This is a genomic window from Kosakonia sp. R1.Fl, assembly GCF_023516815.1.
GTDB lineage: Bacteria > Pseudomonadota > Gammaproteobacteria > Enterobacterales > Enterobacteriaceae > Kosakonia.
The window spans coordinates 3,256,146-3,270,664 of record NZ_JAMGSQ010000001.1 but is presented as its reverse complement, the minus strand read 5'-3'; the positions used below and the strand labels follow the sequence as shown (position 1 = coordinate 3,270,664).

The following is a 14,519-nucleotide window of genomic DNA, read 5'->3' as shown; positions in this document are numbered from 1 at the left end:
GGTGGACGACAACGTTATCCCACTTGTGCAGCCAAAGCGCGACGAAGAGAAGTTGTTGAATGTCACAGTGACTGACCGTAAGGAGTACGCACAGCAGCGCTGCAAGCATCGTGCAGTTGAAGCCGATGAGACAAACAGGGTTATACGATGCCTGAATTGTGGATGCGTCGTTGACCCTTTCGAACACATCCTGCGGTGCGCCATTGATGGCGAGCATATTGTCACTGAAATTATGCAACTGCACCGCCGCCGCGATGAAATGCGTGAATCAGTGGCCAGCCTGGAGCGAGAAGAAAAGAATGCAAAGGCCCGGCTGCGTTCTGCCAGAACATTGATTCTCTTCGCCGAGAACGACCTGAAAAACGTTGAGCAGGGAGTGAAGCAATGATGCCTAACCCATTCGACGCCGTGATGTTCGTCCTGCTGGCGGCTGGCGCGCTCAATGAGCTTGGGTGGTTACCATGGTGAGCAAACTCAAACAGCGGCGTATGCGCCGCCTTAAAGCAGATCTGTGGTGGTGGAAAGAGGAAGCAAAAGACCTTCACACCCGCGTCATGGAACAGGCCGATGAGATTGCCGCGCTGCGCCAGCAGATATTTCGCGTGCCGATGCCAGTGCTCGTCCCTGCCCCGATCATGAAACTGGTGGCTCCGGCCACCAGCGAGCCTGAAATTTGTTTGAAATGTAACGACGGTGCCAGGCTTGGCTGCTCGTCATGTGCGTACAGATTGAAATAGCCGGTTGCAGCCGGTGGAGATACCTGGATGAATGAAAAATCTTACGTTGTCCCCAATGAATGGGTGACTGAGCAAAAGCTCACTGAAATTACTGGCCTGCGCCACGGCACAATAGAGGTGGCACGTAAGAAGTCATGGCTTCTTGGTCGTGAATACCTGCATGTCGCTCCTGATGGAGATCCGAAGCCGAACAGTGAATGTATGTATAACCGCAAGGCTATTGACCAGTGGATTGAAAGCCTCAAAAAGAAACAGCCAGGTGCACGGTCATTACAATCCGTTTATTCTTGTCAGGCTCTTGGGCGTCAGGAGGGTGAATGAATAAAACATACCCAACAGGCGTTGAAAACCATGGCGGTTCACTACGCATATGGTTCATCTACGAAGGGAGGAGGGTCAGAGAGAATCTCGGTGTTACCGATACACCAAAGAATAGAAAGATGGCGGGAGAATTGCGGGCGGCAGTTTGCTTTGAAATAAAAACAGGGAGATTTAATTACGCAGCACATTTTCCAAACTCCCCTAACCTTTCAAAGTTTGGCGTTTCAGATCGGCAGATAACACATATAACAGTGCAGGAAATTGCAGAGCGCTGGCTTGAGCTGAAGAAGGTCGAAATCTGCGCGAATGCACACGGAAGGTATCGGTCAGTGGTGAGAAATATGCTTCCGCGCCTTGGTAAAGACAGGCTGATCTCATCCTTTACGAAGGAGGATATGCTGAACCTCCGGCGCGAATTGCTGACGGGTTATCAAATATTGAAGAAAGGACATACCAGACCTGTAAAAGGCCGATCTGTCCCTACGGTCAATTACTATATGGGCGTGGTAAATGGCCTGTTTCAGTTTGCAATTGATGGTGGATATATAAAGGAAAGCCCGTTCAATGGAATGTTGCCACTTAAAAAATCACGTTCTGAGCCAGATCCGCTTAGTCGTGATGAATTCGACAGGCTTATTGATGCGCTACGGCATCAGCAGGTCAAAAACATGTGGTCACTGGCTATTTATACCGGGCTGCGACACGGTGAGTTGGTATCTCTTGCCTGGGAGGATATAGATCTCGTTCAGGGTGTGGTTACGGTTTCAAGAAATCATACTTTGGCTAACGAGTTTACATTTCCTAAAACTGAAGCTGGCACAGATCGGAAGGTTTTTCTTGTTGACGCCGCGATAGAGATTTTGCGAAATCAGGCTGAAATGACAAGGCTGGGTAAGCAGTACGAAGTTGAGGTTATGACGAGAGAGTTTGGAAGGTCGGTCAAGCATAAATGCACGTTTGTATTCAACCCACAAATCAGTTCGATAAACGGCAAGTGTGGTCATCACTATTCCGTAAGTTCGATAAATCAGATCTGGGGAGATGCACTAAAAAAAGCGGGACTACGGCACAGGAATGCATACCAGTCCCGACACACTTATGCATGCTGGTCTTTATCTGCCGGAGCTAACCCGAACTTCATAGCCAACCAGATGGGACATGCCGACGCCCAGATGGTTTACAAAGTTTATGGGAAATGGATGGCCGACAACAATCTGGATCAGATCGCAATTCTGAACCAGAAATTGTCAGCGTTTGCCCCACCCATGCCCCAGGCAGTAGGATCCAATCTGTAATACTGTTATGCAACAGTATCTTAGGTTGGTCACACCTGCATGTTCATGATGTCCTGGTATGCAGAAACCAGTTTGTTACGTACCTGAATGCCCATTTGCAATGAAATCGATGATTTCTGCAAATCGGTCATTACGTCGTTCAGCGCTACGCCCGGCTCACCGAGTGTAAATTTTTCCGCCTGAGTACGCGCTGCGTTTTGCGTGTCGCTAATGCGATCCAGCGCAGCATGCAGTTGCCCGGCGAAGCTGATAGACGGTTCACTTTCCACGCTCTGATTACGCGCAATCCCGGCAGTTGCCTGCAGCTGACTGACGACGCTTTCAATGCCCTGTATAGCCATGGTAAATCCCCGGATGGTTTGATACCTGACAAGGTTAACAGCTTGTCAATGGGATAATGGCGGTAAATAGCGATAAAAAACCAGGTTATTTGAGGCATAGAAAATTCGGATTCATCAAATAATGACACTGCCAGTTAATGGACATTTGTCGAGTTTGCCGACCCGGGAGTCTGTTTTGTTTCTCAACTCAAATAACAACATCCACCCAGAGTTACGAGGTGCGCAATGAGTGCGACTGCAACAACTGCACCGCAGAATAAATCTCTTGAGTGGCTTAACCGCTTACGCGCGAACCCCAAAATTCCTCTCATGGTGGCCGCTGCAGCAGCGGTTGCCATTGTTGTTGCGATGGTACTGTGGGCGAAAAGCCCGGACTACCGCACGCTTTATAGCAACCTGTCCGATCAGGACGGCGGCGCTATCGTCACCCAATTGACGCAGATGAACGTCCCCTACCGCTTTGCTGACGGCAGCGGTGCTATTGAAGTTCCCGCCGATAAAGTCCAGGAGCTGCGCCTGAAACTGGCTCAGCAGGGTCTGCCGAAAGGCGGCGCTGTGGGTTTTGAATTGCTGGATCAGGAAAAATTCGGTATCAGCCAGTTCAGCGAACAAGTGAACTACCAGCGTGCGCTGGAAGGCGAACTGGCACGCACCATCGAAGCACTCGGCCCGGTAAAAGGCGCACGCGTTCACCTCGCGATGCCAAAACCGTCGCTGTTCGTGCGCGAGCAGAAAGCCCCTTCCGCGTCCGTAACGGTGAATTTACAACCGGGACGCGCGCTGGATGACGGCCAGATCAGCGCCGTGGTACACCTCGTTTCCAGCGCGGTGGCAGGTTTGCCGCCGGGCAACGTGACCGTTGTCGATCAGGGCGGTCGTCTGCTGACCCAATCCGGCGTTGCCGGACGTGATCTGAATGATGCACAACTAAAATACACCGCCGACGTTGAAGGGCGTATCCAGCGTCGTATTGAAGCGATCCTTGGGCCTATCGTGGGTAACGGCAACGTTCACGCGCAGGTAACGGCGAAACTCGATTTTGCGAATAAAGAGCAAACGGAAGAGCAATACACGCCAAACGGCGGCGATCCGTCGCAGGCTGTACTGCGTTCACGTCAGGTAAACAGCAGCGAGCAGATTGGCGGCCAGTATCCTGGCGGCGTTCCGGGTGCGCTGTCGAACCAGCCTGCCCCGGCGAATACCGCACCGATCACCACGCCTGCGACCAATCAGCAGAACGGTCAGCAGACTCAAAATGCGCAAGGTCAGCAAGGCACGAGCACGGCAAGCACCACTACCGGGCCGCGTAACACCACGCATAACGAAACGAATAACTACGAAGTCGACCGTACGATCCGCCACACCAAAATGAATGTCGGCGATATCGAGCGCCTCTCTGTGGCGGTGGTGGTTAACTATCGTTCGCTGCCGGGTGGCAAAACCGCCGCGCTGACAGCCGACCAGATTAAACAGATTGAAGATTTGACTCGCGAAGCGATGGGTTACACCGAGAAACGCGGTGACACCCTGAACGTCGTCAACTCGCCGTTCAACGCAACGGACGATCTCGGTGGTCAGCTCCCGTTCTGGCAGCAGCAGTCGTTTATCGAACAGCTGATGTCCGCAGGCCGCTGGTTGCTGGTGCTCATCGTGGCGTGGCTGCTGTGGCGTAAAGCGGTTCGTCCGCAGCTGGTACGCCGCCAGGAAGAAGCGAAAGCCCTGCAGGAAGCGCAACAGGCCAGAGCAGAAATCGAAGAATCGGTGGAAGTTCGCCTCAGCAAAGACGAACAGAACCAGCAGCGTCGCTCTAACCAGCGCCTGAGCGCCGAGGTGATGAGCCAGCGTATTCGCGAAATGTCAGATAACGATCCGCGCGTCGTGGCGCTGGTCATTCGCCAGTGGATGAGTAACGAACATGAGCAATAATCTTTCCGGAACGGACAAAAGCGTCATCCTGCTGATGACCATTGGCGAAGATCGCGCGGCTGAGGTGTTCAAACACCTCTCCGCCCGCGAAGTCCAGCACTTGAGTACCGCGATGGCCAGCGTACGTCAGATCTCCAACAAACAGCTGATGGACGTGCTGCAGGAGTTCGAGAACGAGGCGGAACAATTCGCGGCGCTGAACATCAACGCCAACGATTACCTGCGTTCGGTGCTGGTCAAAGCCCTCGGCGAAGAGCGTGCTTCCAGCCTGCTGGAAGATATTCTCGAAACGCGCGATACCACCAGCGGCATCGAAACGCTCAACTTTATGGAGCCGCAGAGCGCCGCCGACCTTATCCGCGACGAACACCCGCAGATCATCGCCACTATCCTTGTGCACCTCAAACGTTCTCAGGCGGCGGATATCCTTGCGCTGTTTGATGAGCGTATGCGCCACGATGTGATGCTGCGTATCGCCACCTTCGGCGGCGTACAGCCTGCCGCACTGGCGGAACTGACCGAAGTGCTGAACAACCTGCTCGACGGCCAGAACCTCAAGCGCAGCAAAATGGGCGGCGTGAGAACCGCGGCGGAAATCATCAACCTGATGAAAACGCAGCAGGAAGAAGCCGTTATTACCGCCGTTCGCGAGTTCGACGGCGAGCTGGCGCAAAAAATTATCGACGAGATGTTCCTGTTCGAAAACCTGGTGGATGTGGACGATCGCAGCATCCAGCGCCTGCTGCAGGAAGTGGATTCCGAATCCCTGCTGGTCGCCCTCAAAGGCGCCGAGCCGCCGTTGCGCGAGAAGTTCCTGCGCAACATGTCGCAGCGTGCGGCAGATATCCTGCGCGACGATCTGGCCAACCGTGGGCCGGTGCGTCTGTCTCAGGTGGAAAACGAACAGAAAGCCATCCTGCTCATCGTTCGCCGTCTGGCGGAGACCGGCGAGATGGTAATTGGCAGCGGCGAGGATACCTATGTCTAATGAATTGCCGTGGAAAGTCTGGAAGCCGGACGATCTGGCCCTCCCGCTGGCCGCCGAGTTCGCTCCCCTGCTGACGAAGGAGTCGTCGTCAGCCGCTGAAGAGGACGGCGAGGAAGACGAGATATCCCAGGAGCAAAAGCTGCAACAACAGCTGGCGCAGATCCAGATGCAGGCGCACGACGCCGGGTATAACGCCGGTCTGGCGGAAGGCCGCAAAGCGGGTCACGACGTCGGCTACCAGGAAGGTCTGGCACAGGGGCGCGAAGATGGCCTGAACCAGGCGCGCCAGCAACAGGCGCCGATACATGCGCGTATGCAGCAGTTGGTCAGCGAATTCCAGTACACGCTGGATGCGCTGGACAGCGTTATCGCCTCGCGTCTGATGCAGATGGCGCTGGAAGCCGCGCGTCAGGTGTTAGGCCAGGTGCCGGTTGTTGATAACAGCGCACTGATTAAGCAGATCCAGCATTTAATTCAGCAGGAGCCGCTGTTCAGCGGGAAACCGCAGTTGCGCGTGCATCCGGACGATTTGCAGCGCGTGGAAGAGATGCTTGGCGCAACCCTCAGCCTGCACGGCTGGCGTTTGCGTGGCGACCCGACCCTGCATCCGGGCGGGTGCAAAGTATCCGCCGATGAAGGCGATCTCGACGCCAGCGTAGCAACACGCTGGCAGGAACTGTGCCGTCTGGCGGCGCCGGGAGTAGTTTAATGACCGCACGTTTGACCCGCTGGCTAACGACGCTGGATAACTTTGAAGTCAAAATGGCGCAGCTGCCCGCTGTGCGCCGTTATGGTCGACTGACCCGCGCGACCGGGCTGGTGCTGGAAGCCACCGGCCTGCAGCTGCCGCTGGGCGCGACCTGCATTATTGAGCGTCAGGACGGTGTCGAAACGCGCGAAGTCGAATGCGAAGTGGTTGGCTTCAATGGCCAGCGCCTGTTTTTGATGCCGCTGGAAGAAGTCGAAGGTATTTTGCCTGGCGCGCGCGTGTATGCCCGCAGCGTGTTAGGTGATGGTTTGCAAAGCGGTAAACAACTGCCGCTCGGCCCTGCCCTGCTTGGCCGCGTACTGGATGGCGGCGGCAAGCCGCTTGATGGCTTGCCTGCACCAGAAACCGGTGAAACCGGGGCGCTGGTCACGCAGCCGTTTAACCCTTTACAACGTACAGCGATTGAGCATGTGCTCGATACTGGTGTACGCGCCATTAACGCGCTGCTGACCGTCGGTCGAGGTCAGCGTATGGGCCTGTTCGCCGGTTCCGGCGTCGGTAAAAGCGTGTTGTTAGGCATGATGGCCCGTTATACCCAGGCCGACGTTATCGTCGTCGGGCTGATTGGTGAACGTGGCCGCGAAGTAAAAGATTTTATCGAGAACATCCTTGGCGCGGATGGTCGCGCACGTTCGGTGGTGATTGCCGCCCCGGCAGACGTTTCTCCTTTATTGCGTATGCAGGGCGCTGCGTACGCGACGCGCATTGCTGAAGATTTCCGCGACCGCGGTCAGCATGTGCTTCTGATCATGGACTCCCTGACGCGTTATGCCATGGCGCAGCGTGAAATCGCGCTGGCTATCGGCGAACCGCCAGCGACGAAAGGTTATCCCCCTTCTGTCTTCGCCAAATTACCGGCGCTGGTGGAACGCGCGGGGAACGGTATTCACGGCGGCGGATCGATCACCGCGTTTTATACCGTTCTGACCGAAGGGGATGACCAGCAAGATCCGATCGCTGACTCCGCACGCGCCATTCTTGATGGGCACATTGTCTTGTCTCGCCGCCTGGCGGAAGCCGGTCACTACCCGGCCATTGACATTGAAGCCTCCATCAGCCGTGCGATGACAGCGTTAATTACGGAACAACATTACGCCAGAGTCCGGAACTTTAAACAGTTGCTGTCGAGCTTCCAACGTAACCGCGATCTGGTCAGCGTTGGCGCATATGCGCGCGGTAGCGACCCAATGCTGGATAAAGCCATCGCATTGTGGCCACACCTGGAAGCCTTCCTGCAGCAGGGCATTTTTGAACGTGCCGGGTGGGAAGATTCAATACAGGCATTAGAGCTGATCTTCCCGACAGTCTAAGGTAGTGGAGAGCTGACTTATGACGCAAAACAGCGCATTAACGACGCTAAAGGATTTGGCAGAGAAAGAAGTCGACGACGCCGCACTGAAACTGGGTGAGATGCGCCGCGGCTGCCAGCAAGCGGAAGAGCAATTAAAGATGCTGATTGAATATCAGCATGAGTATCGCAGCAGTCTGAATAACAACATGAGCCAGGGGATCGATAACCAACGCTGGCAGAATTATCAGCAATTTATTCAGACGCTGGAAAAAGCGATTGAGCAGCACCGCCAGCAGTTAGCGCAGTGGAATGAAAAAGTCGATAGTGCCCTGGGTAGCTGGCGTGAAAAGAAACAACGTTTACAAGCCTGGCAAACCTTGCAGGACCGACAAAGCGCCGCGGCGTTACTGGCGGAAAACCGTCTCGATCAGAAAAAAATGGATGAATTTGCACAGCGCGCGTCCCTGAGGAAAATAGAATGATCAACTTGTCAAAACTGTTAATGACAGAATCCGATGCCACCACCGGTGTGCAAGCCGGCAAAAGCGGCGGCGATTCTGCACAAGATTTCCTCGCTCTGCTGACGGGTGCAATGACCGGCGGCCAGGGACAGGAGAGCGATGCACCCATCACGCTTGCCGATCTGCAAGCAGCAGCCCTGAGCGGCAAGCTGGCGAAAGGCAACCTGGCAGCAACCGCAGCCACCGGCGAAGAGACGCAGGCACAAACCCCGGCGCAAAAACTGGCAGAACTGCTGGCGCGGCAGAGCGCGAAAAGCGATCTGACTGCATCAGCGGCAAGCGACGCCGATGTGCAAAAACTGTTTTCTGGCCTGACGCCTGCGGCGAAAACCGATGTGCTGGCCGCGTTAAGCAAAACCGCGAAAGCGGGTGACAGCGAAAACAAAACCGATTTAAGCGATGAGGAACTGGCAGGTTTAAGCGCGCTGATGGCGATGCTCCCGCATCAACAAGCTGCGCAGTTAAACAACGCCAGCGCCCAACCGGCTACCGCGACAAGCGGTATTGATGTGGCCAAAGCAGCAAACCGCGCACTGAATACCAGTTCACTGACGACAGATACTGATTTACCGCGCGGTAGTGCGAAAAATGACAGCGCTGCCGGTACCACGCCGTTCCATGTAGCGGATGATGCCCAGCAGACGGCGGTGCTCGCCTCCTCTTCTGCGGCGGTGAAGAAAGATAATGACAATGCGCTGCAAACCACCAATACCACTGCCAGCATCGCACCGGTGACCACCACCGCCAGCGCCGCGCAGGCCAGCACGCCTGTCGCCGCGCCGGTGATCAGCGCCCCGCTGGGTAGCCATGAGTGGCAGCAGAATATCAGCCAGCATGTCACGCTCTTTACCCGCCAGGGCCAGCAGAGCGCGGAACTGCGTCTGCATCCGGAAGATCTGGGCCAGGTACAGATTTCTATTAAGCTCGAAGATAACCAGGCGCAGTTGCAGATGGTGTCAGCGCACAGCCATGTTCGTCAGGCACTGGAAGCGGCGCTGCCGATGCTGCGTACGTCGCTTGCAGAAAACGGTATTCAGTTGGGTCAGAGCAATATCAGCAGCGAGTCTTTTGCCGGTCAGCAGCAGCAACAGCAGGCCTCTCAACAACAGCAACAGGCTTCACGTTCGGGCGCAGGCGATCTGTTTGGCACAGATGATGGCGACGCGTTAGTCGCCCCGGCGAGCCTGCAATCTGCGGCTCGTGGCAACGGCGCAGTCGACATCTTTGCCTAAACGCCAGAGGTAGCATGATTATCCCCGTCTTTTCCACCCTTTGACGGGAGCAGGACACGGGATAATCAGCTCATAAGCAGTATTAACAGGAAGCCCGTAACAGATGACTGACTCCGCTATTAACAAAAAACGTAAGCGCTCTATCTGGATCCCGCTGCTGGTGTTAATCACACTCGCAGCTTGCGCCACCGCTGGCTATAGTTACTGGCGTATGCAACAGAAACCTGCGGCTAACGCAAAAGTGGAAGCGCCTCCTCCGCCTGCGCCGGTTTTCTTCGCTCTCGACACCTTCACTGTAAATCTGGGCGATGCTGACCGTGTGTTGTATGTCGGTATCACACTGCGTCTGAAAGATGACGCTACGCGCGCCAGACTTAGCGAATATCTGCCGGAAGTACGCAGCCGCTTGTTGATGTTGTTCTCACGTCAGGACGCAGCACAGCTTGCAACCAACGAAGGCAAGCAGAACCTTGCTACCGCGATTAAAGAGACGATCGCAACGCCATTAGTGCCAGGACAGCCGAAGCAGGAAGTCACTGACGTTCTTTATACAGCTTTCATTTTGCGGTAAAGACATGGGCGATAGCATTCTTTCTCAGGCCGAAATCGATGCGCTGCTCAACGGAGACAGCGATAAGAGTGATGATCCGCAACCGGGTATGGGCGGCGATAGCGATATTCGACCCTATGATCCCAATACCCAGCGCCGCGTGGTGCGTGAGCGTCTGCAAGCGCTGGAGATCATCAACGAGCGTTTTGCGCGTCAGTTCCGTATGGGGTTGTTTAACTTGCTGCGTCGTAGCCCGGATATCACCGTCGGCGCGATCCGCATTCAGCCCTATCATGAGTTTGCGCGTAACTTACCCGTTCCGACCAACCTTAACTTGATCCACCTGAAACCACTGCGCGGCACCGGCCTGTTTGTTTTCTCGCCAAGCCTGGTGTTTATCGCCGTGGATAACTTGTTCGGTGGCGACGGACGTTTTCCAACGAAAGTGGAAGGCCGTGAATTTACGCACACTGAACAGCGCGTTATCAACCGCATGCTGAAGCTGGCGCTTGAAGCCTACAGCGATGCATGGAAGGCGATTCACCCGCTGGACGTGGAATATGTGCGTTCGGAGATGCAGGTAAAATTCACCAACATCACGACATCGCCAAACGACATTGTTGTGAATACGCCGTTCCATGTTGAAATCGGCAACCTGACGGGTGAGTTCAATATCTGTCTGCCGTTTAGCATGATCGAACCGCTGCGCGAAACGCTGGTTAACCCGCCGCTGGAAAACTCCCGTAATGAAGACCAGAACTGGCGTGACAACCTGGTGCGTCAGGTTCAGCACTCTGAACTGAATTTGATTGCCAATTTCGCGGATATTCCCCTGCGCCTGTCGCAGATACTTAAGCTCCAACCCGGCGATGTGCTGCCGATTGATAAACCCGATCGCATTATCGCTCATGTGGACGGCGTACCGGTGCTAACGAGCCAGTATGGTACGGTCAACGGACAATATGCGTTACGTGTAGAGCACTTGATAAACCCGATTTTGAATTCGCTGAATGAGGAACAGCCCAAATGAGTGATATGAACAATCCGTCCGATGAGAACAGCGGAGCACTGGACGATCTGTGGGCTGACGCGTTGAACGAACAAAAAACCACTCCCGCGACGAAAAGCGCGGCCGATGCCGTGTTCCAGCAGCTCGGCGGTGGTGATGTTGGCGGCACTCTCCAGGATATCGACCTGATTATGGATATCCCGGTCAAACTGACCGTGGAACTGGGTCGTACGCGTATGACAATTAAAGAGCTGCTGCGTTTGACGCAGGGTTCCGTGGTGGCACTTGACGGGCTGGCGGGCGAACCGCTGGATATCCTGATCAACGGTTATCTGATTGCTCAGGGTGAAGTGGTGGTCGTTGCGGATAAATACGGCGTACGTATCACCGATATCATCACCCCTTCCGAGCGTATGCGTCGTTTGAGCCGCTGAGTCGAGCATGAAAACACAGGCCACGGTTTCCCAACCGTCTGCCCTTTCCGGTTCGCCACTGTTGCAGGTCAGTGGCGCGCTGTTTGGCATGATCGCGTTAATTCTGATTATCGCGTGGCTCGCCAAACGCCTTGGCCTCGGCGGCAAAACCGCCAGCGGCCGGGGTTTAAAAGTGACCGCCAGCACCACGGTTGGCCCGCGTGAACGCGTGGTGATCGTGGATGTTGAAGATGCACGCCTGGTGCTGGGCGTTACGCCCACCAACATCAATCTGTTGCACAAACTTCCTCCCGCACCCGCAGAAAGTGAAGACGTGAACGTGAAAAATGTGGATTTCCAGACCGTGATGAAGAATTTGCTTAAGCGTTCCGGGAGATCCTGATGCGCCGTTTGTTCTCTTTTGCGCTGGCCGGATTATGGCTGGTTGCCCCTGCGGCATTTGCACAACTTCCGGGTTTGATTAGCCAGCCGATAGCCGGTGGTGGCCAGAGCTGGTCGCTGCCGGTGCAGACGCTGGTATTTATTACCTCGCTCACCTTCCTGCCCGCCATTTTGCTGATGATGACCAGCTTTACCCGCATCATCATTGTCTTCGGCCTGCTGCGAAACGCGCTGGGAACACCGTCTGCTCCGCCGAACCAGGTGCTGCTTGGGCTGGCGCTGTTTTTGACCTTTTTTATTATGTCCCCGGTGATCGATAAGATTTATACCGACGCCTATCAGCCGTTTAGCGAAAATAAAATCTCTGTCGATGTGGCGCTGGAACGCGGCGCACAACCGCTGCGTGAATTTATGCTGCGCCAGACGCGCGAAGCCGATTTGGCGCTGTTTGCCCGTCTCTCTAATAGCCCGCCGATTCAGGGGCCGGAAGCCGTATCAATGCGTATTCTGCTACCCGCTTATGTCACCAGCGAGCTGAAAACCGCATTCCAGATTGGTTTTACGATCTTTATTCCGTTCCTGATTATCGATCTGGTGATCGCCAGCGTCCTGATGGCGCTCGGGATGATGATGGTACCGCCTGCCACCATTGCCCTGCCGTTCAAACTCATGCTGTTCGTGCTGGTCGATGGCTGGCAGTTACTGGTCAGCTCGCTCGCCCAGAGCTTTTACAGTTAGGAGTAAGCCATGACACCAGAATCGGTCATGATGATGGGCACCGAGGCGATGAAAGTCGCACTCGCGCTCGCTGCCCCACTGCTGCTGGTTGCGCTGGTCACGGGCCTGGTTATCAGTATTTTGCAGGCGGCAACGCAGATCAACGAAATGACGCTCTCCTTTATCCCGAAAATCATCGCCGTGTTTGTCACGATTGTGGTTGCCGGGCCGTGGATGCTGAATTTACTGCTTGATTACATGCGCACCCTGTTCAACAACATTCCTTATATCATCGGGTAAGCCGACTTATGTTGAACGTCACCAGCGATCAGTGGCTGCATTGGATCAGTATGTATTTCTGGCCACTGCTGCGCGTGATGGCGTTAATTATGACCGCGCCGATCCTCAGCGAATCGCGTATTCCGCGTCGGATAAAAGTGGGGCTGGGGATTGTGATTACTATCGTGATCGCCCCCACCTTGCCGCCCACGCCGGATGTACCGGTATTCGCGCCAGCGGCACTTTGGCTGGCGCTGCAGCAGATCCTGATTGGCGTTGCGCTCGGTTTTACGATGCAGTTCGCCTTTGCGACCATTCGTACCGCCGGTGAGCTGATTGGCCTGCAAATGGGTCTCTCTTTTGCCACCTTTGTCGATCCCACCAGCCACTTAAACATGCCGGTGCTGGCGCGCATCCTCGATATGCTGGCGCTGCTGCTGTTCCTCACGTTCAACGGACATTTGTGGCTAATCTCGATGCTGGTCGATACCTTCCACACCTTGCCGATTGGTGGTAATCCGGTAAACAGCAATGCGTACCTGGCGCTGACGCGTGCGGCGGGCATGATCTTCCTCAATGGGTTGATGCTGGCGTTACCGGTTATTACCTTGCTGCTGACCATTAACCTTTCCCTGGGTTTACTGAACCGCATGGCACCGCAATTGTCGGTGTTCGTGATTGGTTTTCCCGTTACGTTAAGCGTTGGGATTTTACTGATGGCGGCAATGATGCCGTTGATCGCCCCTTATTGTGAGCGATTATTCAGTGAGATTTTCAATCTGTTAGCTGATATTGTTAGCGAACTTCCGCAGAATAGTAATCCCTGACTTTAGTAATGCCTTTCTGAGGATATTCCTAAAGTTAAATTTGAAAAACATCCCCCACCATATATCTGGCGCGGCTTATTTGTTTTTAGCCTTCTCACATAACGCAACATTTACTTTACTTTAAGATGATTCCTGGCAAATTATACCTAACTTTACGGGATAGTGGGTTCGCCTGAAGTTTCGCGTCGTACTTCAGTAATATAAGTTTTTCCTGTATGGCTTCTGAAGCTTCTGGCGGGTGGTGAATTATCGTTACGCATTGAGTGAGGGTATGCCATGTCAACGATTATTATGGATTTATGCAGTTATACCCGGTTGGGATTAACAGGGTATCTGACAAGCCGGGGGGTTAAAAAGCGAGATATCAACGACATCCAGACTGTTGATGAACTCGAATCAGCTTGCGCCACACTCCAGCCAACCGTGGTGTTTATTAATGAGGACTGCTTTATTCATGACCCAAGCAGCAGTCAACACATTAAGCAAGTCATTAATCAGCATCCTCGTACACTTTTTATTGTGTTTATGGCTATCGCCAATATCCACTTTGACGAATATCTTTTGGTTCGCAAAAACTTATTGATTAGTTCTAAATCAATCAAGCCTGAGTCGCTGGATAATATTCTGGGAGATTGTCTCAACAAAGAGAAAAAAAGCGTTGGGACCATTAACTTACCAACACTTTCGCTAAGTCGTACCGAGTCAAGCATGTTGAAAATGTGGATGTCCGGGCAGGATACGATTCAAATTTCCGATCAGATGAATATTAAAGCGAAAACGGTATCATCACATAAGGGTAATATTAAAAGAAAAATTAAAACGCATAATAAGCAGGTTATATATCATGTAGTACGACTAACAGATAATGTTACCACTGGTATATTTGTTAATATGCGTTGAA

19 protein-coding genes are annotated in these 14,519 nt (G+C 53.9%); 18 read left to right on the top strand and 1 reads right to left on the bottom strand.

Going from position 1 to position 14,519, the window contains the following annotated elements:
- Window position 1 precedes the first annotated feature (1 nt).
- From M8Q36_RS15370 to M8Q36_RS15355, 4 genes are all read left to right on the top strand, one after another.
- A complete protein-coding gene (locus M8Q36_RS15370; protein ID WP_249881447.1) occupies window positions 2-388 on the top strand; it encodes a hypothetical protein in 387 nt (128 codons plus the stop codon).
- Window positions 389-461: 73 nt separating this feature from the next.
- Window positions 462-737, top strand: a complete 276-nt coding sequence (locus M8Q36_RS15365; RefSeq protein ID WP_249881446.1) for a hypothetical protein — start codon at window positions 462-464, stop codon at window positions 735-737.
- A gap of 27 nt (window positions 738-764) precedes the next feature.
- Window positions 765-1,058 carry an excisionase family protein gene (locus M8Q36_RS15360; protein WP_249881445.1) on the top strand — a complete coding sequence of 98 codons (294 nt, stop codon included), beginning with the start codon at window positions 765-767 and terminating at the stop codon, window positions 1,056-1,058.
- Window positions 1,055-2,353 carry a site-specific integrase gene (locus tag M8Q36_RS15355; RefSeq protein WP_249881444.1) on the top strand — a complete coding sequence of 433 codons (1,299 nt, stop codon included), beginning with the start codon at window positions 1,055-1,057 and terminating at the stop codon, window positions 2,351-2,353. Before M8Q36_RS15360 ends, M8Q36_RS15355 begins: the two co-directional genes overlap by 4 nt.
- A gap of 29 nt (window positions 2,354-2,382) precedes the next feature.
- Here the strand turns inward: M8Q36_RS15355 and fliE are convergent, their stop codons facing one another.
- A complete protein-coding gene (gene fliE, locus M8Q36_RS15350) occupies window positions 2,383-2,694 on the bottom strand; it encodes a flagellar hook-basal body complex protein FliE (protein ID WP_017458367.1) in 312 nt (103 codons plus the stop codon).
- A 225-nt stretch (window positions 2,695-2,919) separates the two neighbouring features.
- On the opposite strand from fliE, the gene fliF reads away from it, so the two are divergent.
- The 14 genes from fliF to rcsA all read left to right on the top strand — a co-directional run bounded on the left by fliF (window position 2,920) and on the right by rcsA (window position 14,518).
- On the top strand, window positions 2,920-4,620 hold the full coding sequence (gene fliF, locus M8Q36_RS15345; RefSeq protein WP_249881443.1) for a flagellar basal-body MS-ring/collar protein FliF: 1,701 nt from the start codon (window positions 2,920-2,922) through the stop codon (window positions 4,618-4,620).
- The gene (gene fliG, locus M8Q36_RS15340) at window positions 4,610-5,608 is read left to right on the top strand and encodes a flagellar motor switch protein FliG (RefSeq protein WP_017458369.1); all 999 of its coding nucleotides are present in this window, start codon (window positions 4,610-4,612) and stop codon (window positions 5,606-5,608) included. The genes fliF and fliG overlap by 11 nt, the downstream gene beginning before the upstream one ends.
- Entirely contained in the window at window positions 5,601-6,317 is a 717-nt protein-coding gene (fliH, locus tag M8Q36_RS15335; protein WP_249881442.1) for a flagellar assembly protein FliH, read from the top strand. Before fliG ends, fliH begins: the two co-directional genes overlap by 8 nt.
- Window positions 6,317-7,687: a flagellar protein export ATPase FliI gene (fliI, locus tag M8Q36_RS15330; RefSeq protein ID WP_249881441.1), complete on the top strand. Its 1,371-nt coding sequence runs from the start codon at window positions 6,317-6,319 to the stop codon at window positions 7,685-7,687. The genes fliH and fliI overlap by 1 nt, the downstream gene beginning before the upstream one ends.
- Before the next feature lie 19 nt (window positions 7,688-7,706).
- Window positions 7,707-8,150 (top strand): flagellar export protein FliJ, encoded by a 444-nt coding sequence (fliJ, locus tag M8Q36_RS15325; protein ID WP_017458372.1) that lies wholly within the window; start codon window positions 7,707-7,709, stop codon window positions 8,148-8,150.
- Window positions 8,147-9,421 (top strand): flagellar hook length control protein FliK, encoded by a 1,275-nt coding sequence (gene fliK, locus M8Q36_RS15320; protein WP_249881440.1) that lies wholly within the window; start codon window positions 8,147-8,149, stop codon window positions 9,419-9,421. The genes fliJ and fliK overlap by 4 nt, the downstream gene beginning before the upstream one ends.
- Before the next feature lie 103 nt (window positions 9,422-9,524).
- Window positions 9,525-9,992: a flagellar basal body-associated protein FliL gene (gene fliL, locus M8Q36_RS15315; RefSeq protein WP_017458374.1), complete on the top strand. Its 468-nt coding sequence runs from the start codon at window positions 9,525-9,527 to the stop codon at window positions 9,990-9,992.
- A 4-nt stretch (window positions 9,993-9,996) separates the two neighbouring features.
- The gene (gene fliM, locus M8Q36_RS15310) at window positions 9,997-11,001 is read left to right on the top strand and encodes a flagellar motor switch protein FliM (protein ID WP_017458375.1); all 1,005 of its coding nucleotides are present in this window, start codon (window positions 9,997-9,999) and stop codon (window positions 10,999-11,001) included.
- Window positions 10,998-11,414: a flagellar motor switch protein FliN gene (fliN, locus tag M8Q36_RS15305; protein ID WP_020454200.1), complete on the top strand. Its 417-nt coding sequence runs from the start codon at window positions 10,998-11,000 to the stop codon at window positions 11,412-11,414. Before fliM ends, fliN begins: the two co-directional genes overlap by 4 nt.
- Window positions 11,415-11,421: 7 nt before the next feature.
- On the top strand, window positions 11,422-11,796 hold the full coding sequence (fliO, locus tag M8Q36_RS15300) for a flagellar biosynthetic protein FliO (RefSeq protein WP_017458377.1): 375 nt from the start codon (window positions 11,422-11,424) through the stop codon (window positions 11,794-11,796).
- On the top strand, window positions 11,796-12,533 hold the full coding sequence (gene fliP / locus M8Q36_RS15295; protein WP_017458378.1) for a flagellar type III secretion system pore protein FliP: 738 nt from the start codon (window positions 11,796-11,798) through the stop codon (window positions 12,531-12,533). Before fliO ends, fliP begins: the two co-directional genes overlap by 1 nt.
- Before the next feature lie 9 nt (window positions 12,534-12,542).
- Window positions 12,543-12,812, top strand: coding sequence for a flagellar biosynthesis protein FliQ (gene fliQ, locus M8Q36_RS15290; protein ID WP_017458379.1), 270 nt, complete (start codon window positions 12,543-12,545; stop codon window positions 12,810-12,812).
- An 8-nt stretch (window positions 12,813-12,820) separates the two neighbouring features.
- The gene (gene fliR / locus M8Q36_RS15285) at window positions 12,821-13,618 is read left to right on the top strand and encodes a flagellar biosynthetic protein FliR (RefSeq protein WP_017458380.1); all 798 of its coding nucleotides are present in this window, start codon (window positions 12,821-12,823) and stop codon (window positions 13,616-13,618) included.
- Between the two features lie 276 nt (window positions 13,619-13,894).
- Window positions 13,895-14,518 (top strand): transcriptional regulator RcsA, encoded by a 624-nt coding sequence (gene rcsA, locus M8Q36_RS15280; protein ID WP_017458381.1) that lies wholly within the window; start codon window positions 13,895-13,897, stop codon window positions 14,516-14,518.
- Window position 14,519 lies beyond the last annotated feature (1 nt).